The organism is Kitasatospora sp. NPDC028961 (assembly GCF_055564815.1).
In genome coordinates, this window is sequence record NZ_JBVHVO010000007.1 from 16,023 (window position 1) to 36,107 (window position 20,085).

Consider the following 20,085-nt stretch of genomic DNA (forward strand, 5'->3'; position numbering starts at 1 on the left):
GGTGGTCGGGTACGGGGCGGGCCGGGGTCAGCCGACCGGCGCGGGCCGGGCGGCGGAGAGGTCCATCAGGTGGTCGACCAGGGCCAGCAGGAGGTCCCGGCCGAAGCCGCGGTCGCGCACGTCGCCGAGCAGCATCGGGACCTGCGGGTCCAGGTCCAGGGCGGCCCGGATCTCGTCCGGCGTCCGGGTGTTCTGCCCGTGGAAGCAGTTGATCGCCACCACGAAGGGGATGCCCCGGCTCTCGAAGAAGTCGATCGAGGCGAAGCTGGTCTCCAGCCGGCGGGTGTCGGCGATGACGACGCCGCCGAGCGCGCCGTTCACCAGGTCGTTCCACATGAACCAGAAGCGCTCCTGGCCGGGGGTGCCGAACAGGTAGACCACCAGGTCGGGGCTGACCGTGATCCGGCCGAAGTCCAGGGCGACGGTGGTGGTGTCCTTGCTGTCCACGCCGGACAGGTCGTCGACGCCCACGCTGGCACGGGTCAGGTACTCCTCGGTGCGCAGCGGGGCGACCTCGCTGACCGAGCCGACCAGGGTGGTCTTGCCGACGCCGAAGCCGCCCGCGATGAGGATCTTCACGGCGGACGGCGCGGTGGCGCCGGAGGCGGAGGAGGAGGGAAGGGGTGCGGTCGGTGCCATGGTTCAGAGTCTCCGGAGTCCTTCGCGAACGGCCGTCAGCAGGCCGAGGTCCAGGCCCCCGCCGGCCCGGGCCACCGAGAGCGGCGCCCGGGCCAGCAGCAGGCCCTGGGAGATCAGGTCGCCCAGGAGGATCTTGGTGACCGAGATCGGCAGGTCCAGCTCCGCCGCCACCTCGGCGACGGCGGCCGGACGCCGGCAGCGGTCCAGGATCATCCGGTGCTCGGGCTGGAGCCCGCGCGGCCCCGAGCGGGAGGAGCCCCGCGCCAGGACGGTGCGGGCCTCCTCCGACACGGTGGTCAGCACGGTGATCAGGGTGAGGTCGTCGCGCTCGGGCGCGGTGCGGCCGCGGGTGATGGTGTACGGGCGCACCATCGTGCCGGCACCGTCGTCCTCGTCCTCGTCGGGCACCTCGCTCCAGTGCGGGATCACCGGGGCATCAACCCCGGTTCCTGGCCGCGAAGGCGTCGAAGTCGCTGCGCACCGGCGTGCTCAGCTTCTGGCCGACCTGCTGGACCAGGGTGTGCATGGCCACCGACATCACCTCGGCGTCCACCTCCTGGGAGGCGACCACGGCCAGGTGGGTGCCCTGCGCCGCGGCGATGATGAACAGCCAGACCTCGGACAGCTCGACGATCACCTGGTGCACCGGCCCGCCGTCGAACAGCTGGCCGACGCCCCGGGCGAGGCTCTGCTGGCCGGTCGCGACGGCGGCCAGCCGCTCGGCGTCGGCCCGCTCGATGGAGCGGGAGTGGCTGACGACCAGGCCGTCGTCGGAGAGCAGCACGGCGTTTCTGGTCCCGGCCACCGAGTCGACGAGTCCGTCCAGCAGCCAGTCCAGGTCCTGGTGGGTGGCGATCGTGCGGTTCATGACTGGTCATCCGTCCTAGTGGTTCGGGGATCCGCGGCGGGCAGGGCCCAGGGGGCCGGGTCCGGTGCGGGCGCCGGGGAGCCGGCGGATCCGGTGGGGGGCGCCGGGCGGGAGCCGCGGGTGAAGACGTCGGGCCCGGGGAGGTGGACCTCGCCGGAGTCCTGGCCGCGGGCCACCCGGGACTGTCGCTGGAAGGCGCCGATGGCCGCGCCCGAGCGGCGAGGGGGGCGCTGGAACGCGCCGGCCGAGCCGATCGGCGTGCCGAAGGAGCCCGGCATGCCCGGCGCTCCGGTGACGCGCTCGCCGGGCGCCGGGGCCGGCGGCGGGACGCGCAGCTCGGCGGCCAGGCTGGCCTGGCGCACCCGCTGCGGCAGCGGCGCCTGGCCGTCGGCCGGCTCGCTGAGCGGCACCGTCGAGGCGTACTCGCGCCGCTCGGCGAGGCGGTAGTGGTCGGCCGGGCGGTACTGCTCGTCGGCGTAGGGGGCCTCCGCGGGCGTCACCTTGGCGTAGGCGATGTCCGGGTAGGCGGGGGCGTCCTGGGCGGGGGTGTCCCGGGCGGAGGCGTCCTGGGCGGGCATCTCCTGGACGGGCGGCTGGGCGAGCGGCTCCTGGGCGGGCGGCTGCTGGGCGGGCGCGGGGTACTCCGGGGTGCCGTCGGCGGGCGCGGCGTACTCCTGGCCCCCGTAGGCGTCCGTGCCGTACCCGTTCGTCCCGTAGCCGTCGGTGCGGTACCCGTCGGTGCCGTACTCGGCGCCGCCGTGGCCGGCCGTGCCGTACCCGCCGGCGCCGTACCCCGCGCTGCCGTAGCCGGCCGAGGCGTCGACCGGGGAGCTGTGCTCGACCGGCTGCTCGGGCGCGGGCGGCTGGATGTACTCGACGTGCGCGAACGCCTCGGCCGAGTTCTCCGCGGCCGCCGTCGCGACCAGGACGGTCTCCGGCGGCTCGATCGCCGGCGGGGCCGTCGCGACCGCCGTCGCCACGGTGGCCTCCGGGTCCGCCGGCCGGGCGTGGGCCGGGGTCCCGGCGAGGGCGGCCGGCGCGGTCCTGCGGGTGCGCCGGGCGAGCGGGATCGGCTCGACCGGGGTGGCGTCCGGCAGCCCGGCGTCACCGTCGATGACCAGCTCGTCGGGGACGAGCACGACCACCCGGGTGCCGCCGAAGGCCGACGGGCGGAACTCGATCCTCAGGTTGGAGTTGGCGGCCAGCCGGGCGACCACGTAGAAGCCGAGGCGGATGTCGTCCGCCCGGGCCAGCACGTCCATCCGGGGCGGACGGCTCATCAGCTCGTTGGCCGCGTCGTACTGCTCCGGGTCCATGCCGAGGCCGCGGTCCTCGATCTCCACCGCGAGTCCGCGGCCGACCATCGCGGCACGGACCTCGACCGGCGTCGGCGGCTTGGAGAAGCTCGCGGCGTTCTCCATCAGCTCGGCGATCACGTGCGCGACCGGGCCGACGGCGCGCTCGGAGAGCCACGGGTGGCCCTCGACGTCCAGCATGATCCGCCGGTAGTCCTGCACCTCGCTCTGGGCGGCCCGCAGCACGTCCAGCAGCGGGACCGGCTTGCGCCAGCGCCGCTGCGGCTGGCCGCCGGCCAGGATGACCAGGTTCTCCTCGTAGCGCCGCAGGCGGGCGGTGAGGTGGTCGAGGTCGAACAGGCCCTCCAGCACCTCCGGGTCCTCGTGCTTGCGCTCCAGCTCGTCCAGCTTGCGCAGCTGCTGACCGATCAGCAGCTGGGTGCGGCGGGCGATGCGCTGCAGCAGCCGCTCGAAGCCGCGGTGCTGGTCGGCCTGCCGGACGGAGGTCTCCAGCGCGGAGGTGCGGGCCAGGTTGAGCGCCTGGCCGAGCTGGGCCAGCTCGTCGGTGCCGTTGCCGTGCGGATCGGCGGTGATGGCGCGGCTCTCGGCCTCGACGTCGACCTGCTCGCCCCGCGAGAGGCGCTCGACGACCTCGGGCAGCGTCCGCTCCAGCTCCTCGGCCTGGGTGTGCAGCGCCTTGATCCGGCGGCGCAGCGAGCGGGTCAGCCGCCAGCTGGTGAGGATCACCGCGACGACCGCGATCAGGCCGATGACGGTGGTCAGCACGAAGGCGGTGAGCAGCGAGAGGAAGGAGCCCTTGCCGACCTCGACGATGCCGTCGGTGCGGGTCTCGATCGCCTTCACCAGCTCCGGGTTGAGCTGGTCGAGCGCCTGGCGCCACTGGTCCTGGGCGGCCGGGAGCTTGACGGCGCCGCTCGGATCGGCCGGGGTGGCCCTGATCAGCGACTGCTCCACGGAGGCCTTGGCCTGCCAGGCGGGGCCGGTCATGACGTCCTGCCAGGCGGCGGCCTCGGCGGCCGGCACGTACGGCACGACCTGCACGGTGAACAGGTGGTCCTGCGCGCCGATCGCCTGCTGGACCTGCTGGTAGTCGCCGGCGGTGAGCTTGCCGGACGGCCAGCCGCGGGCCAGCAGGGCGTCCTCGCGGGCCAGCATCTCCTTGGCCCAGAAGGCGTTCACCAGGGTCTTGGAGATCCAGGTGACCTCGCCGTTGTCGACGTGGCTCAGCGCGGTGAACAGCCGCAGGTCGACGGCGATCAGGTCGGTGTAGTAGGTGAAGGCGGTCTGCTGGTCGACGGCGGCGCGGTCGATCGCCGCCCGCTGCTCGGCCAGCTTGCCCATCGCCTGCCGGGCCTCGGTGACCGCGGTGCGCACCTCGGTGGGCGCGCTGTCGGCGGTCTCGTCGGAGAGCGACTGGAACTGGCGCACCGCGTCGTCGGTGAGCTGGCGCTGGCGGCGCAGCGCGTCGGTGACGCTGCCGGGCCGGGCGAGTGCCTCGGCGCTGAGCCGGCGCTCCTCCTGGAGGTTGTAGTAGACGTGGTTGGACGGCTGCCCGGCCTTCTGGGCCAGCAGGCCCTGGGCCGCCTGCCGCTGGAAGTCGAGGAAGGTCTGGCCGCTGGTGACCGCCCAGAGGGCGGCGAGGGCGAGACTGGGGACGACGGCCAGGACGAGCAGCGCCGTCCGCAGGGACAGGCGCGGACGCCTGCGGGGGGACTTCGGCGTCGGGGGCCGCCGATTCGCACGCGCGCGCAGAGCTGACTCCTTGGGACTGGCGGCCGGCCTGGTGGGGCCGAACCGTCCGGGGGCACGAGCTTTTGACGAAGTGATACTAGTCATACGGTGTGATAGGAGTGAAAACTCGTTCGCTGCCTGGACGGTGTGCGCACACAGTCTTAACACACTGTCATCGGGCCGTTAATGATCGGTGAACGAAGGAGCCTTGCGGGGTGCGGCGCTCCGGGGCTCCGGCGGCCGGCCGCCGATGCGCCGTGATCGTGTGCGGAGCGTGCCTCCCGATTGCCCGCCCGGCCGGGGGGCGGCTGCCCTGCCGGTGCGGCCGCGACTGCCCGAACGGGCGCACGTGGTGGCGGGCTGACGGGGGCTCGGGCCGGCGGTCGGCCCGGCCCGGCGGGCAGCCCCGGCGGCTCGGTGGCTCGGGGGGCTCGGGTGGTTCGGGTGGCTCGGGCAGTTCAGGGGCTGGGGTGGCTCAGGCGGCGAGCAGGCGGGTCAGGGTCGAGGTCAGTTCGTCCGCCAGGACCTGCCCGGCCGCCTCCGCGTCGCGCCGGCGGACGGCCTCCACCAGCTCCGCGTGGGTCGCGTAGCCGTGGTGCGGATCGCCCTCGCGCAGCCCCAGCAGTCCGACCAGCTCGACCAGGCGCTCCCGGAGCACCGGGACGAACTCGGCGAACAGATCGGAGAGCACCGGATTGTGGGCGGCCGCCACCACCGTCGCGTGCAGGGCGATGTCCGCGTCCACGAAGGCCGCGTCGTCCGCCGCGCCCGCCGCATGGCGGGCGGTCAGCGCCCGGTCGAGCGCCGCCTCGTCGGCCTCGTCGTGCCGGACGGCGGCCAGCCGGGCCGCCTGGACCTCGATCATCGCCCGCACCTCGTACACGTGTGCCAGCTCGGCCCGGCGCAGCCGCGCCGACCAGTCCTCGCCCGGCCGGTCCGCCGTCACGAACACCCCCGAGCCCTGGCGGCTCTGCACCATGCCGGCGCCCGCCAGCGCGCGCAGCGCCTCCCGGACGGTGGACCGGCCGACGCCCAGCTCCTTGGCCAGGGCCACCTCGCCGGGGAGCTTGCCGCCGACCGGCCACTGCCCGGCCGCGATCTGCTCGGCGATCCGCCGGGTCGCCTGGTCGACCAGGGGGGAGGGGCGCAGTGGATCGAGCGGAGACATCGCGTTCACCTGTCAGGTTGTCTGAGGACTTGGTTCACGGTTACGGTACCCCGCATGAAGTCGTGGAGTCTCCTTCCCGGCTGCCTTCGCGGTGGCCTTCTTGGTGGCCGCAGCGGGGTCTGACCGGACCGGCACCCCGCTGCGGGGCGCCGTGCTGCCGGTTCGTCCTCCGGTGCAGAACCCGAGACGAAGGACCCCCCATGCCATTCCCCACGCTTCGCACCCCCGCCGGGCCCGTACCGGCCGTCGCCCCCGCCTGGAACCCGCAGCGCGGCAGCGCGATGCCGTTCCAGCGCTACCGCCCCGCCCACGAGCGGGTCGAGCTGCCCGCCGGCGACCGGCGGCAGTGGCCCTCCCGGCGGATCGAGCGGGCCCCGCTCTGGGTGCCCGTCGACCTGCGCGACGGCAACCAGGCGCTGGCCGAGCCGATGGACCCGGCGCGCAAGCAGCGGATGTTCGACCTCTTCCTGGCCATGGGCTTCAAGGAGATCGAGGTCGGCTACCCCTCCGCCAGCCGGACCGACTTCGACTTCGTCCGCCGGCTGGCCGACACGCCCGGGGCCGTCCCCGAGGACGTCACCGTCGTGGTCTTCACCGCCGCCCGCGCCGACCTGGTCGAGCGGACCTTCCGCTCCGTCGAGGGGCTGCCCCGGGTGGTCGTGCACCTCTACTCCGCCACCGCGCCGATCTGGCGCGACGTGGTGCTCGGCCGCGGCCGGGCGGAGGTGCGCGCCCTGGTCACCGAGGCCGCCGAACTGATGGCCCGGCTGGCCGAGGGCCGCCCCGGCGTCCGCTTCGAGTTCTCGCCGGAGGTGTTCAACCTGACCGAGCCGGACTACGTCCTGGAGGTCTGCAACGGCCTCACCGAGCTGTGGGACGCGAGCCCCGACCGGCCGGTGATCCATAACCTGCCCGCCACCGTCGAGATCGCCACCCCCAACGTCTACGCCGACCAGATCGAGTACGTGCACCGCCACCTGGCCCGGCGGGAGTCGGTGATCCTCTCCGTCCACCCGCACAACGACCGCGGCACCGGCGTCGCCTGCGCCGAACTCGCCCTGCTGGCGGGCGCGCAGCGGGTCGAGGGCTGCCTGTTCGGCAACGGCGAGCGGACCGGCAACGTCGACCTCGTCACGCTGGCGCTCAACCTGCACACCCAGGGCGTCGACCCGATGATCGACTTCTCGGACATCGACGAGATCCGGCGCACCGTCGAACACGTCAACCGGCTGCCCGTGCACGAACGCCACCCCTACGCCGGCGACCTCGTGCACACCGCCTTCTCCGGCACCCACCAGGACGCCATCCGGAAGGGCTTCGCGCACCACGCCAAGGCGGCGGCCGACCTCGGCCTGCCACCGGGCCGGGCCCCGTGGGCCGTCCCCTACCTGCCGATCGACCCGGCCGACCTCGGGCGGGACTACGAGGCGGTGATCCGGGTCAACAGCCAGTCCGGCAAGGGCGGGATCGCCTACCTGCTGCAGACCGGGCACGGGCTGGAACTGCCCCGGCGGCTCCAGATCGAGTTCGCCCGGGTGGTCCAGGAGTCGGCCGACGACAGCGGCCGCGAGGTCGGGGCCGATGAGCTGTACGCGCTGTTCCGCTCCCACTACCTGGATGCGGCCCCGGCCGTCGACTGGCGCACCGGGGAGGAGGACGGCCGCCACTGGGCCGAGGTCGGCGGGCACCGGGGCGAGGGCAACGGCCCGCTGGACGCCGTCACCGCCGCGCTGCGCGCGGCCGGGACGGCCGTCGACATCCTCCGCTTCACCGAGCACGCCGTGCGCACCGGGCCCGACAGCGACGCCGTCGCCTACGTCGAGGCGCGGGTGGCGGGACAGCTGGTCTGGGGCGCCGGCCGGGACTCCTCCGTCCTCGCGGCCGGGGTCCGGGCCGTACTGAGCGCCGTCGGCCGGGCGGCCGCGGGGCACGGGAGGATGCCGGTATGACACCCTCCCTCCCCACCCGGAGCCAGGCGGTCGCCGACGCCCTCGCGGCGGCCGGCCTGCCCGGCGAGATCCGCGTCCTGCCCGACTCCGCGCGCACCGCCGCCGAGGCGGCCGCCGCCCTCGGCTGCGAGGCCGGGGCCATCGCCAACAGCCTGGTGTTCAGCTGCGACGGCGCTCCGCTGCTGGTCATGACCAGCGGGGCGCACCGCGTCGACACGGCCTACCTGGCCGGGCGGCTGGGCACCGGCCCGATCGTCCGGGCGAGCGCCGCCGAGGTCCGCGAGGCCACCGGCCAGGCCATCGGCGGCGTCGCCCCGGTGGGCCACCCGGCGCCGCTGCGCACCGTGGTGGACGAGGCGCTGGCCGGGTACGAGCTGCTCTGGGCGGCCGCCGGACACCCGCACACCGTGGTGCCGATGACCTACGACGAACTGCTCCGGCTCACCGGCGGCACGCCGTCGGCGGTGGTCGCGCCCTAGTGTCCCGCCCCCTGGCGTCGCGCGCGCGTGGCGTCAGGGGGCGGGCACCGGGGTCGATTTCACCTTTGGATCATCCCTTGGTAAGTTCTTCCTCGTCGGCGGGACGAGATCGCGGAAGTGATCGGAAGCCCGGCGGTCAGGCGTCGGTGGTGCAGTGGTAGCACGCCCGCTTTCAGCGGGAAGGGTTCGTTCGATTCGGGCCCGGCGCTCGGACATGCAGGGCGGGAGTCGTCATAGGCTCCCGCCCTCGCTGCTTTCCCGGGGGCCTTCGCTCCGGGGCCCTTCCGTCATCGGCTCCCCGCGTCCGCGCTCTTCGGTTCCGCGCTCTTCGGTCCCGGGCTCTTCGGTCCCGGGCTCTTCGGCCCCGGGGCCGAGGTGCGGGCGACCAGGAGCAGGAACAGCCCGCACAGCGCCACGAGCAGCCAGCCGGGCCGCGACGCGACGGCCAGGCCGTCCGGACCGACCCCCACCACCAGGCCGCCCGCGACCGCGATGCCGATCGCCGCGCCGACCTGACGCGCGGTGGAGGTGATCGCCCCGGCCACCCCGGCCCGGGACGGCGGCAGACCGCCGACCGCGGTGTTGGTGATCGGCGCATTGGCGAAACCGAAGCCGACACCGATGAGCAGATAGGCCGCCAGGAGCAGCGGGACACCGGTGTCCGGGCCGAGATCCACCAGACAGAGACCGCCCGCGGCGACGAACCCGCCCGCCAGCAGGAGCGGCCGCCTCGGCCCGAACCGCGCCACCAGGGAGCCGGACCAGGGCGCGCACACCGTCGCCCCGAGTGCCATCGGCAGGGTCGCCGCCCCGGTGGCCAGCGCCGTCCAGCCCCGGGCGTGCTGGAGGTACAGCGTGTTGAGCAGCAGGCTCACGTTCAGGGCGACGAACAGGGCCACGGCGCCCAGGGCCGCCATGGCGAACGGCATCCGGCGGAAGAGCGCGAGGTCCATCAGCGGCTCGGGCCGGCGCAGCTCGACCCGGGCGAACCCGGCGGTGGCGAGCGCCGCCACCGCGCAACCGGCCACCGCCGCAGGAGAGGTCCAGCCGATCCGGGGGCCCTCGATGAGCACGGCGACCGCACTGCCCAGGGCCAGCACCAGCAGCGACTGGCCGGGGAGGTCGAGCCGCCGGGCGCGCTGCCCGTGCGACTCCGGCACGAACACCGCCACCAGGACGAGGGCGGCGAGGATGACCGGCGCGTTGATCCAGAACACCGAGCGCCAGCCGAAGGCCGCGATGAGCGCCCCGCCGGTGACCGGCCCGGCCGCCATGCTGAGCCCGAAGACGGACGCCCAGACGCCGATCGCCCGGGCCCGCTCCCGGGGGTCGGGCATCGTGTTCACCACGATCGCCAAGGCGACCGGGCTGAGCATCGAGGCACCGACCCCCTGGGCGGCCCGGGCCGCGACGAGGAAGCCGAGCGAGGGCGCCACCGCGCAGGCGAGCGAGGCGAGGCCGAAGACGACCAGCCCGGTCCGGAACACGCGCCGGCGGCCGAAACGGTCCGCGAGGGCGCCGGCCGAGATCAGCAGACCGGCCAGGACGACGGTGTAGGCGTCCACGACCCATTCCAGCCCGCTGGTCCCCACCGCCAGCCCGCGCCCGATCTCGGGCAGGCCGACGTTGACGATGGTGGTGTCCAGCCCGACCAGGAACATGCTCAGCGCGCAGACGGCGAGCACCGTCCACCGTCGGCGGGTGCTCAGTGCGGGTCGATCAGCCAGGATTGTCGTGGTCACGGGCCCACCTTCGGTTCGGTAACGTCTGCGGCCCCATGCTCGGACCGGGCGGCAGCGCCGGCCCAGCATCTTTGCGAAGACCGCAAAAACGCGCTCCGGCCCGCCCGAGGGGCCGGACGGACCGGAGGCACCCCATGAACGGCGACCGCACCGACCCCGTGAAGTCCGTGGAGCCCGTGGAGCCCGGGGAGTCACCGGAGTCCGGGGAGCCCGTCGCGCCGGTGGCCGGTGGCGACGACGTCGACGAGATCCTCGCCGGCATCGGGCCGCGGCTGCGGGCCCTGCGCCGCGACCGCGGGCTCACCCTGGAGGCCCTCGCGGAGACCACCGGAATCTCGGTGAGCACGCTGTCGCGCCTGGAGTCGGGCAAGCGGCGCCCGACCCTCGAACTGCTCATCCCGCTCGCGCGCACGCACCGGGTCGCCCTGGACCAGCTGGTCGCGGCCCCGGCCACCGGGGATCCGCGCCTGCACCTGAAGCCGCAGCACCGGGAGCGCGGCAACGTCCTGGTGCCGCTGACGCAGTACCCGGGCCGGGTCCAGGTGTTCAAGCAGGTGCTCGCCCACCGCGAGCCGAAGCTGGTGACCCACGCCGGTTACGAATGGCTGTACGTGCTCGCCGGCGGGCTCCGGCTCATCCTCGGCGAGCGCGAATTCACCCTCCGCCCGGGCGAGGTGGCCGAGTTCGACACCGGTGAGCCGCACTGGTTCGGCCCCGTCGACGCGAACGCGGTGGAGATCCTGCACCTGTTCGGCCCGCACGGCGACCAGGCCGTGGTGCGTACCGGGCCGGGCAGGCAGGCACCTTGACGGTCCGTCCGTTGGGGCCCGGCCGTCGCGCGGGTGGCCGCGCCACCGCCGGGCGGCGCCATCTCGGCGGCGCCGCCCGGTGGTTCGGGGTGCGGGTCGGCGGCTAGATGCCGAAGGCGTCGGCCCAGCGGACCGTCCCGGACGGCAGCGGGTGCCGGTCGTCCAGGCTCAGCGCCATCCACGCCTCGTCGGGCGCGTCGACGGTGAGGACCAGTCCGTGCTCCGAGGCGCGGACGAAGCCGAACCGCGGGTAGTACGACGGGTGTCCGAGCAGCACGACGAAGCGCTCGCCGAGGCCCCGGGCGGCGTCGAGCGCCGCCCGGACCGCGGCCGAACCGGCGCCGGAGCGCTGGTGGTCCGGGTGCACGGAGACCGGGCCCAGCGCGAGCGCCGGGACGTCACCGATGAACGCGCGGCTCAGCACCGCATGGCCGACGGGGGCGCCGGCCGGACCGGTGGCGACGACGGAGAGGACGTCGATCCAACCCTCGTCGGTGCGCAGCACGGCGAGCAGGTCGGCCTCCGCGGGCCGGCCGAACGCCGCGAGGGTGAGGGCCTGGACGGCCGGGACATCGGCGTCGGACTCGACGCGGGTCTGCCAGGAGGAAGCGGACGAAGACGGAGAGGACATGGTGGAAACCCTTGGCTGGAGGGCCCGTCGCGGCGGCGCCGCGCACCCGCGGTGCGGGGGCGGAAGCCGTCAGACCAGGGCCCGGGGAGTGTGAACCGTCGCCTGGGCGCTGCGCGGTACGGGCGCAGCCGTCGTCACCGTGGCCACTGGTTCACCTCCTTCGCCGAGCTCGTCGTCCTGTCGTCCGGTCCGGACCAGTCGAAGGTAACACGGACAGCGGAACGGACGCCCCCGGTTTTCCGGCCGGCCGCCGGGCGGCGCGGACGGAGTCCGCGATCGGGCGCGCGTCAATGGCGATCGACCGGCAAATAATTTCCGGTGCACCCGCCGGATGGTGGTCTGTCCAGTTTTGCGAGGCGGCAAAAATCTTCCGGTTGACAGTCGTCGCAGCGTATTGAATTCTTTCAATCGCCGGGGAGCCGCGCAGCTCTTCGGACCAAATAGCGATCGACTCCGGGGGCCGGCAGGGCGAGCGGTGCAGGAATCACTGGATCATGCGAGCGGCCGGACGGTCGGCGCCGGCCAGTCCGGACGGATGTCCGGACGCGGTTTCCACGAGTACGCCTGATCACCCGGAATTTGCGATGCCGAAAAGGCCCCGGGGAGGGCCCGGCATTTCCGTACCGAAATTCAACAAGGAATCTGGCGTGCACTCATACATGAACATCAAGAAGTCCGCGCGAATCAGCCACGACTTCTGGGAGGTCACCGCCGCGGCCGGGATGTTCGACATCGTGGTGTCCGGCCTCGGCGACGGGCGGCACCGGACGCTGGCCGACGGCCACGAGTTCGTGAACATGTCGTCGTACTCCTACCTCGGCCTCGACACCCACCCGCGGATCGTGCGGGCGGCCGCCGACGCGGTGCTCGCCGAAGGGGCGCTCAACAGCTCGACCTCGCGGATGCGGATCCGGTTCGGATCGCTGCGGGACGCCGAGACGGCGCTCTCCGAGCTGTTCGACGTCGAGGCGCTGACCGTCGCCTCCTGCGCGGCCGCCGCCTGGGCGAGCCTGCCGCTGCTGGCCTCCGGGCTGCTGACGGACGGCGTCGCGCCGCTCATGGTCTTCGACAAGAACGCGCACTTCTGTCTCAACGCGATGAAGCCCGCGGTGGCCGACGAGGCGGAGATCGCCACCATCGCCCACAACGACGTGGACGCGCTGGAGGACCTCTGCCGCAAGCACCCGCAGGTCGCCTACGTCGCCGACGGCGTCTACAGCACCGGCGGCGCCGCGCCGATCCCCGAACTGCTGCGCCTGCAGGAGAAGTACGGGCTGTTCCTGTTCTTCGACGAGGCGCACGGCGTCTCCACCGTCGGCGAGCGCGGCCGGGGCGCCGTGCTGGAGGCGATGGCGGCGAACGGCGGGATGAACGACCGCACGCTGATCATCACCTCGCTCAACAAGGGCTTCGGCGCCTCCGGCGGCGCGATCTTCCTCGGCCGCAACGGCTCGCAGCAGCGCCGCGACACCGCGCTGCGCAACGGCGGCCCGCTGATGTGGTCGCAGCGCATCAACACCGCCGGACTGGGCGCCATCATGGCCTCCGCGGAGCTGCACGGCTCCCCGGAGCTCAAGGAGCTCCAGCTCAGGCTCCAGGACAACATCGCGCTCTTCGACTCGCTGGTGGAGACCTCCTTCAACGGCGACGGCCTGCCGATCCGCTTCGTGGACATCGGCTCCGAGGACGCCACCATCCGCCTCGCCGGATCGCTGCTGGAGCGCGGCTACTACACCTCGCCGATCTTCTTCCCGGTGATCGGCCGGGGCAAGGCCGGGCTGCGGCTGATGCTGCGCGCCAACATGGCCGAGGCCGAGATCCGCGACTTCTGCGGCGCGCTGAACGACGGCCTGCGGGCCGAGGCGGCCCGCGAGCCGGGGCAGGACCAGCGATGACGGCCCTGCGCTCACACATCGACTCCTCCGCCGAGGTCTTCCGCCGCAACACCGCGGCCTTCGACGAGAAGCGCCAGGTCATCGCCCGGGCCCGGGCAGCCGCGATCGCCGGCGGGGACGAGCGCTCGCGCCGGCGCCACACCGAGCGCGGCAAGCTGACGGCCCGCCAGCGGGTCTACCAACTGCTGGACCCGGGCACGCCGTTCATGGAGCTGGGCCAGCTGGCCGGGCACGAGGTGTACGACGAGCACGTGCCCTCGGCCGCGCTGGTCACCGGCATCGGCATGGTGAGCGGCCGCCCGGTGGTGGTCTTCGCCAACGACGCCACGGTCAAGGGCGGCAGCTATTTCCCGCTCACCGTGGAGAAGCAGCTCCGGGCCCAGCTGGTGGCCCGGGAGAACGGCCTGCCCTGCATCTACCTGGTGGACTCCGGCGGGGTCTACCTGCCGCTCCAGGAGCAGCTGTTCCCCGGCGAGTACCACCTGGGCCGGATGTTCCGGAACATCGCCGAGATGTCGGCGCTCGGCCTGCCGCAGATCGCCGCGGTGATGGGCAACTGCACCGCCGGCGGCGCGTACATCCCGTCGATGTGCGACGAGACGGTGATCGTCCGCGGCACCGGCACGGTCTTCCTGGGCGGCCCGCAGCTGGTGCGCGCGGCCACCGGCGAGGTGGTGGACGCCGAGACGCTGGGCGGCGCCGACCTGCACACCCGGGTCAGCGGGGTGGCCGACCACCTCGCCGAGAGCGACGAGCACGCCCTGTCCATCGTCCGGGAGATCATGGCCCGGGACGGCCGGCCGGCTCTCAGCCCGCCGCCGCAGCCCCCGCGCGCGCCGCTGTACGACCCGGCGGAGCTGCCCGGCATCGTCAGCGCCAGCCTGCGCGAGCACATCCCGGCGCGGGAGATCCTGGCCCGGCTGCTGGACGGCAGCGAACTCGCCGAGTACCGGGCCCGGTACGGGCCGACCATCGTGTGCGGCACCGGCCACATCGGCGGCTACCCGGTGGGCGTGGTGATCAACGACGGGGTGCTGTTCCCGGAGAGCGCCCAGAAGGCCGCGAACTTCATCGAGCTCTGCACCCAGCGGGACATCCCGCTGCTGTTCCTGCACAACATCAACGGCTTCATGGTCGGCGCCGAGTACGAGGCCGACGGCATCGCCAAGCACGGTGCCAAGCTGGTCAACGCGGTCTCCACGGCCAAGGTCCCCAAGTTCAGCCTGGTGATCGGCGGCAGCTACGGCGCCGGCAACCTCGCGATGTGCGGGCGCTCGATGGGCCCCCGGCTGATGGCCATGTGGCCGAGCGCCAAGTCCACCGTCGTCGGCGCCGAGCAGACCGCGACGGTGATGGCGCTGATCCGCAGCGACCAGCTCGCCAAGGAGGGCAAGGTCCTCTCCCCCGAGGAGGAGGAGTCGATCCGGCGCCCCATCATCGAGACGTACGAGCGCCAGTCCCACCCGCTCTACTACGCCGCCCGGATGTGGGTGGACGCCGTGGTGGACCCGACCGAGACCCGTGAGTGGCTGGCGCTCTGCCTCGCCATGTCCGCCGACGCCCCCAAGCAGGAAACGCGCTTCGGCGTGTTCAGGATGTGATGACGGAAATGATCAAGCGTCTCCTGATCGCCAACCGCGGCGAGATCGCCCGGCGGATCGCCCGCACCTGCCGCCGGCTCGGCATCGAGTACGTGGCGGTCCACTCCGACGCCGACCGCTCCTCGGCCCACCTGGCGGGCGCCGTCGAGCGGGTCCGGATCGGCCCCGCCGCGGCTGCCGAGAGCTACCTGGACGTCGACGCGCTGGTCGACGCCGCCGTGCGGACCGGCTGCGACGCCGTCCACCCCGGCTACGGCTTCCTCTCCGAGCACCCCGGCTTCGCGGCGGCGGTCGCCGGGGCCGGGCTGGTCTGGGTCGGCCCGGACGCCGCCACGATCACCGCGATGGGCGACAAGTCGACCGCCCGCGCGCTGATGGCGGCCGCCGGGGTCCCGGTGCTGCCCGGCTCCGGGACGGCCACCGAGTCGGCCGAGGAGATCCTGGCCGACGCCGAGCGGATCGGCTACCCGGTGATCCTGAAGCCCGTCGCGGGCGGCGGCGGCAAGGGCATGCAGGTGGTCCGCGCGGCCGCCGAGCTGCCCGAGGCGGTGGCCGAGGCCGTCCGGCTGGGCCGCAGCAACTTCGGCGACGGCCGGCTGCTGGTCGAGCGGTACGTGGAGCGGCCCCGCCACATCGAGGTCCAGGTCTTCGGCGACGACCACGGGAACGTGGTGCACCTCTTCGAGCGCGAGTGCTCGCTGCAGCGCCGCCACCAGAAGATCGTCGAGGAGGCCCCGGCCGCCAACCTGGCGCCCGCCGTCCGGGCGGAGCTGCTGGAGGCGGCCGTCCGCGGCGCCCGGTCGCTCGGCTACGTCAACGCCGGCACCTTCGAGTTCATCCTGGACGCCACCGACCGCTGCTACTTCCTGGAGGTCAACACCCGGCTCCAGGTGGAGCACCCGGTCACCGAGGAGATCACCGGGGTCGACCTGGTGGAATGGCAGCTGAGAGTCGCCGACGGGCAGCGGCTGCCGCTCGACCAGCACGAGATCACCGCGACCGGCCACGCCGTCGAGGTCCGCGTCTACGCCGAGGACCCGGCCGACGGGTTCCGGCCCGCGCCGGGCCGCGCGGCGGCGGTCCGCTGGCCGGCCGGCATCCGGGTGGAGGCGGCGTTCGACGACACCGGATCGGGCACCGACGGGGCCGCGTCCGGCTCCGCCACGCCGGAACCGGCCTTCGCGGGCGGTCCGGGCGGTGACGCGGCCTTCGGCGGCGCCGTCTTCGGCGGCGGCGCCGAGGTCCCGGCCTTCTACGACCCGATGTTCGCCAAGCTGATCGCGCACGGCCCGGACCGCCCGAGCGCCCTGCGCCGGCTGCTCCCCGCCGTCCGCGACACCGCCCTGCCCGGGCTGACCACCAACCTCGGCTTCCTCGCCGAACTCCTCCAGGCCCCCGCCGTGGTCGCCGGGCGGATGGACACCCACCTGGTGGACGCCCTGGTCTCGACCGGGACCGGGCAGTCGGGGCAGGGCGAGCCGGCCGGCCCCGCCGGCCGCACCGACCGGGTCCTGGCCGCCGCGGCCTGCGCGGCCGCGATGCAGCTGCCGCCCGTCGACGACGCCCCCGCCTCGCCGTGGCACGGCGCGGTCGGCCCGTTCGACCGCCACCGGCTGGACCCGGTCGCGCCGTTCGGCCGGGTCGTGCTGCGGCACGGCCGGCGGACGCTGCAGGCCGGACTCACCGGACGGCGCGGCGCCGCCGTGGACGTCCAGGTCGAGTCCACCCCGTTCACCGTCACGGTCGCCGCCGTACCTGGCCACCCCGGCCTGTACCGGGGCACCGTCGGCGGCCAGCGCTGGACCGGTCTGCGCAGCCCCGCCGGCTGGGAGCTCTCCGTCGACGGGCACCGGGTGGCGCTGGCCGCCCAGAGCTTCGCCGAGGGCGGCTCCGGGGCCGCCGACAACGCCGTGAAGTCGCTGATGCCGGGCACGGTGGTCGGACTGCTCTGCGAGGTCGGCGACCGGGTCGAGGAGGGGGACGCCCTCGTCATCGTCGAGGCGATGAAGATGGAGAACCGCATCCTCGCCCCGTTCTCGGGCGTCGTCACCGCGATCCGCTGCGCCGTGCGCGACCTGGTGGCGACCGAACAGGTCCTGGTCGAGCTCGACGCCGACGCCGACGCCTGAGCGCCCGACCCGCCCGATCCGCCCCACCGCCCGACCCGCCCCACCCCCCGTCAGTTGAAGTAGCACCCCCCGCACCACGCACGCAAGGAGCCCTCTCATGCCCGCTGAACCAACCCCCCGGAAGCTGCTGCTGGTCGGCGGGGTACGGGCGGTGCCGCTCGGCCTCGACATGGCGCGGCTCGCCCTGGACCAGGCCCACGCGCGCGGGCTGCGGACCCACCTGACGAACCAGGAGGCCGTCCTCGCCGCCACCCCCGGGGTGGCCGAACAGGCCGGTGCCGTCTCGGCGGTGGACTTCGCCAACCCCGGCGAGTCCGCCGCCTGGGCGCGCGACCGGGCCGCCGCGGGCGAGCGCTTCGACGCCGTCCTCGCCCTCCAGGAGATGGCCCAGGTGGCCGCAGCCGAGACCGCCGAGGCACTGGGCCTGCCGGGCAACCCGGCCGAGGCCGTCCGACGGGTCCGCACCAAGGACGCCTGCCGGACCGCCCTGGCCGCCGCCGGTTTCCGGCAGCCCGCCGTCCGGCTCTGCGCGGACGAGGCGGAGGCGGCGGAGTTCCTGCGCGGCTCCACCGGGCCGTGGATCGTCAAGCCCCGTGACGCGATGGGCAGTACCGGCGTCAGCCGGATCACCGGACCGGACGGACTGCCCGCCGCGATCGCACTGCTGCCCGGCCGCAACCCCTTCCTGGTCGAGGAGTTCGTCCAGGGCGCCGAGTACAGCGTCGAGGGCCTCTTCCTCGGCGGCGAGCCGGTCGTCCTCGCGGTCACCGAGAAGGAGAAGGTGGAGCCGCCGTTCTTCGTCGAGGTCGGCCACATCCTCCCGGCCGAACTCCCGGACACGCAGCGTGAGGAGATCGAGCGTCAGGTCAAGGCGGCGCTCGCCGTGCTGGGCCTGCGCGTCGGCGGCTTCCACGTCGAACTCTGGCTGAGCCCGGACGGCATCGTGCTCGGCGAGGTGCACGGGCGGTTCGGCGGCGACTGGATCCACCGGATGCTCGCCCACGTCGTCCCCGGCCTGGAGCTGTTCGGCCTCCTCTACGACGACCTGCTGGGCCTACCGCGCGCCGAGGCCGCGCCGACGCCGGTCCGGGCCGCCGCCGCCCGCTACCTCACCCCGCCGCCCGGCCTGGTGACCGCGGTGGAGGGGTGGACGGAGGCGGCGAACCACCCGGACGTGCTCTACGCCGACCTCGCGGTCGGACCCGGCGGCACCGTCCGCCCGCTGCGCACCTCCGGGGACCGGGCGGGCGTGATCGTGGTCGGGGCCGACACCCCGGACCAGGCCCGCAAGCTCGCCCGCGAGCTGGCCGACTCGGTCCGCTTCACGGTGGAGCCGGCCCGGACGGTGGAGCCGGCATGACGCACACCGACGCCCCGCCCCGGGCGGCCGGCCTGCTGAGCCGGCTGACCGCCACGCTGCTGCCCGCCTCCCGGCAGGGCCGGATCATGGCCGCCGGCACCACCGTGGACGCGGTCGCCAACGGCCTCTACCTGGCCACCGCCACGCTCTACTTCGTCCGCTACCTCGACATCACGGCGGTCGCGGTCGGCACCGCGATCGCCGCGGCCAACATCGCCGGCCTGCTCAGCCCGCTGGTCTTCGGCCCGGTCGCGGACCGGCTCGGCGCCCGGCCGGTCTACGTGGCGCTGACGCTGGTCCGCGCGCTCGGCTTCATCGGGTACGCCCTGGTCGGCAGTTACGCCGGCTACCTGGTCGTCACCTGTCTGACCATCGCCGCCGCGCGGGCCTGCTCACCGCTGCTCCAGGTGATCGTCGGCGAGTTCGAGGGGGCCGCCGAGCGGACCAAGACGATGGCCTCGCTGCGCGCCATCACCAACATCGGCCTCACCGCCGGCTTCCTGCTGGCCGCCCTGGTGCAGGCCGCGCACTCCCGGGCCGCCTTCGTCGCGCTCTTCCTGTTCAACGCGGCCGCCTTCGCCGCCGTCGCGCTCGCCGTGGTGCGGGCCGGCCGGGTGGCGGGATCGTCGGCCGCGCCGGCCGCCGCGCCCGCCGAGGCCGGGGCGGAGGGCGGCTCCGGCTCGCCGTACCGGGACCGGCGGTTCCTGCTGGTCACGGCCGCCAACGCGGTGCTGATGCTGCACGACTGCGTGCTGTTCATCCTGCTGCCGCTCTGGGTGGTGGACCGGGCCGGGCTGCCGGCCAGTGCCAGCTCGGCCCTGCTGGCGATCAACACCGTGCTGACCGTGGTGCTCCAGCTCTCGGTGGCCCGGTTCGCCCAGGGGCTGGCCAAGGCCCTGCGGATGCTCCGGGTCGCCTGCCTCTTCCTGGTGCTGGCCTGCGCGTTCTTCGCCTTCGCCGACGGCCGGGGCAAGTACCTGGCGCTGGCCGCCGCGGTGGTCGCCGTCGCGCTGCTGACCGTGGGGGAGAACCTGCACGCCGTCTCGCGCTGGGAGATCTCCTACGAGCTGTCGCCGCCGGTGGGCCGCTCCCGCTACCTGTCGCTGTTCAGCACGGGCATGAGCGCGCAGCTGATCGTCGGCCCGTTCCTGGCCACCGGTCTGCTGCTGCCGGCCGGCGCGATCGGCTGGGTGCTGCTCGCCGCGCTGTTCGCGGGCGCGACCACCGTGACGGTGCTCGCCGGCCGCACCGGCATCCAGAAGTCACCGGCCGTTTCCCAGGAGGCGCTGACCGGCTGATGTCACTCTGCGTTGCTTGAACGATCACAACCGAGCAAGTACAGTCCCCCTAGAGCGTGTCAAGGGCCACGCGGGCACACCGGGGGGTGGACTTCATGCTGCGACGCTCGGTCGCGACGTTCCCCGGTCTGCCTTTCCGATGTCGGTCCAGCCACTGAACCAGCCGTTCAGCAAGGGGACTTGTCATCACCGACCGGGCTGACGAACCATCAGCCACGCCGGTACTTCGGGCTGTCCGAATTCGACACGTCCCCCCTCGGGGCCGTCATCGTCGAATGCAGGAACAGACCGGAGTGAGCCATGGTGCTGCGCGAGGCACTGAGCATCCCCATCCCCCTCGACCACGAAGCGTCGACCACCGCCGAACTCCCCGGCCTGGGGAGGGGGGGGGGGGGGGGGGGGGGGGGGGGGGGGGGGGGGGGGGGGGGGGGGGAGGGGGGGGGGGGGGGGGGGGGGGGGGGGGAGGAACG

General features: G+C 74.1%; 15 protein-coding genes and 1 tRNA gene. 9 read left to right on the plus strand and 7 right to left on the minus strand.

Annotated elements, in window-relative coordinates; genetic code table 11:
- Positions 1-27: 27 nt before the first annotated feature.
- The 5 genes from ACZ4UX_RS15605 to ACZ4UX_RS15625 all read right to left on the minus strand — a co-directional run bounded on the left by ACZ4UX_RS15605 (position 28) and on the right by ACZ4UX_RS15625 (position 5,722).
- Complete coding sequence (locus tag ACZ4UX_RS15605; protein WP_329490370.1) at positions 28-639, minus strand: GTP-binding protein; 612 nt, start codon at positions 637-639, stop codon at positions 28-30.
- 3 nt (positions 640-642) lie between these two features.
- The gene (locus tag ACZ4UX_RS15610) at positions 643-1,068 is read right to left on the minus strand and encodes a DUF742 domain-containing protein (protein ID WP_380386868.1); all 426 of its coding nucleotides are present in this window, start codon (positions 1,066-1,068) and stop codon (positions 643-645) included.
- 7 nt (positions 1,069-1,075) lie between these two features.
- Complete coding sequence (locus ACZ4UX_RS15615; RefSeq protein ID WP_465707033.1) at positions 1,076-1,507, minus strand: roadblock/LC7 domain-containing protein; 432 nt, start codon at positions 1,505-1,507, stop codon at positions 1,076-1,078.
- Positions 1,504-4,659, minus strand: a complete 3,156-nt coding sequence (locus ACZ4UX_RS15620; RefSeq protein ID WP_465707034.1) for a sensor histidine kinase — start codon at positions 4,657-4,659, stop codon at positions 1,504-1,506. The genes ACZ4UX_RS15615 and ACZ4UX_RS15620 overlap by 4 nt, the downstream gene beginning before the upstream one ends.
- A 370-nt stretch (positions 4,660-5,029) precedes the next feature.
- Positions 5,030-5,722, minus strand: a complete 693-nt coding sequence (locus ACZ4UX_RS15625; RefSeq protein WP_329490374.1) for a FadR/GntR family transcriptional regulator — start codon at positions 5,720-5,722, stop codon at positions 5,030-5,032.
- Positions 5,723-5,922: 200 nt separating this feature from the next.
- Here ACZ4UX_RS15625 and ACZ4UX_RS15630 point away from each other — a divergent pair, with 200 nt between their 5' ends.
- From ACZ4UX_RS15630 to ACZ4UX_RS15640, 3 genes are all read left to right on the plus strand, one after another.
- A complete protein-coding gene (locus ACZ4UX_RS15630; RefSeq protein ID WP_465707035.1) occupies positions 5,923-7,671 on the plus strand; it encodes a 2-isopropylmalate synthase in 1,749 nt (582 codons plus the stop codon).
- Complete coding sequence (locus ACZ4UX_RS15635) at positions 7,668-8,150, plus strand: YbaK/EbsC family protein (RefSeq protein ID WP_329490376.1); 483 nt, start codon at positions 7,668-7,670, stop codon at positions 8,148-8,150. The genes ACZ4UX_RS15630 and ACZ4UX_RS15635 overlap by 4 nt, the downstream gene beginning before the upstream one ends.
- Before the next feature lie 140 nt (positions 8,151-8,290).
- Positions 8,291-8,359 (plus strand) — tRNA-Glu (locus ACZ4UX_RS15640).
- Positions 8,360-8,437: 78 nt separating this feature from the next.
- On the opposite strand, the gene ACZ4UX_RS15645 is transcribed toward ACZ4UX_RS15640, so the two are convergent.
- The gene (locus ACZ4UX_RS15645; protein ID WP_465707219.1) at positions 8,438-9,811 is read right to left on the minus strand and encodes an MFS transporter; all 1,374 of its coding nucleotides are present in this window, start codon (positions 9,809-9,811) and stop codon (positions 8,438-8,440) included.
- A gap of 215 nt (positions 9,812-10,026) precedes the next feature.
- Here ACZ4UX_RS15645 and ACZ4UX_RS15650 point away from each other — a divergent pair, with 215 nt between their 5' ends.
- Positions 10,027-10,701, plus strand: a complete 675-nt coding sequence (locus ACZ4UX_RS15650) for a helix-turn-helix domain-containing protein (RefSeq protein ID WP_465707036.1) — start codon at positions 10,027-10,029, stop codon at positions 10,699-10,701.
- Between the two features lie 103 nt (positions 10,702-10,804).
- Here the strand turns inward: ACZ4UX_RS15650 and ACZ4UX_RS15655 are convergent, their stop codons facing one another.
- On the minus strand, positions 10,805-11,332 hold the full coding sequence (locus ACZ4UX_RS15655) for a GNAT family N-acetyltransferase (RefSeq protein ID WP_465707037.1): 528 nt from the start codon (positions 11,330-11,332) through the stop codon (positions 10,805-10,807).
- Between the two features lie 647 nt (positions 11,333-11,979).
- Here ACZ4UX_RS15655 and ACZ4UX_RS15660 point away from each other — a divergent pair.
- The 5 genes from ACZ4UX_RS15660 (at position 11,980) to ACZ4UX_RS15680 (ending at position 19,615) form a co-directional block, all read left to right on the plus strand.
- Positions 11,980-13,227 carry an 8-amino-7-oxononanoate synthase family protein gene (locus tag ACZ4UX_RS15660; RefSeq protein WP_329490380.1) on the plus strand — a complete coding sequence of 416 codons (1,248 nt, stop codon included), beginning with the start codon at positions 11,980-11,982 and terminating at the stop codon, positions 13,225-13,227.
- Complete coding sequence (locus tag ACZ4UX_RS15665; protein ID WP_329490381.1) at positions 13,224-14,828, plus strand: carboxyl transferase domain-containing protein; 1,605 nt, start codon at positions 13,224-13,226, stop codon at positions 14,826-14,828. Before ACZ4UX_RS15660 ends, ACZ4UX_RS15665 begins: the two co-directional genes overlap by 4 nt.
- An 8-nt stretch (positions 14,829-14,836) precedes the next feature.
- Entirely contained in the window at positions 14,837-16,957 is a 2,121-nt protein-coding gene (locus ACZ4UX_RS15670) for an acetyl/propionyl/methylcrotonyl-CoA carboxylase subunit alpha (RefSeq protein ID WP_465707038.1), read from the plus strand.
- A gap of 97 nt (positions 16,958-17,054) precedes the next feature.
- A complete protein-coding gene (locus ACZ4UX_RS15675) occupies positions 17,055-18,317 on the plus strand; it encodes an ATP-grasp domain-containing protein (RefSeq protein ID WP_465707039.1) in 1,263 nt (420 codons plus the stop codon).
- Complete coding sequence (locus ACZ4UX_RS15680) at positions 18,314-19,615, plus strand: MFS transporter (protein WP_465707040.1); 1,302 nt, start codon at positions 18,314-18,316, stop codon at positions 19,613-19,615. The genes ACZ4UX_RS15675 and ACZ4UX_RS15680 overlap by 4 nt, the downstream gene beginning before the upstream one ends.
- Positions 19,616-20,085 lie beyond the last annotated feature (470 nt).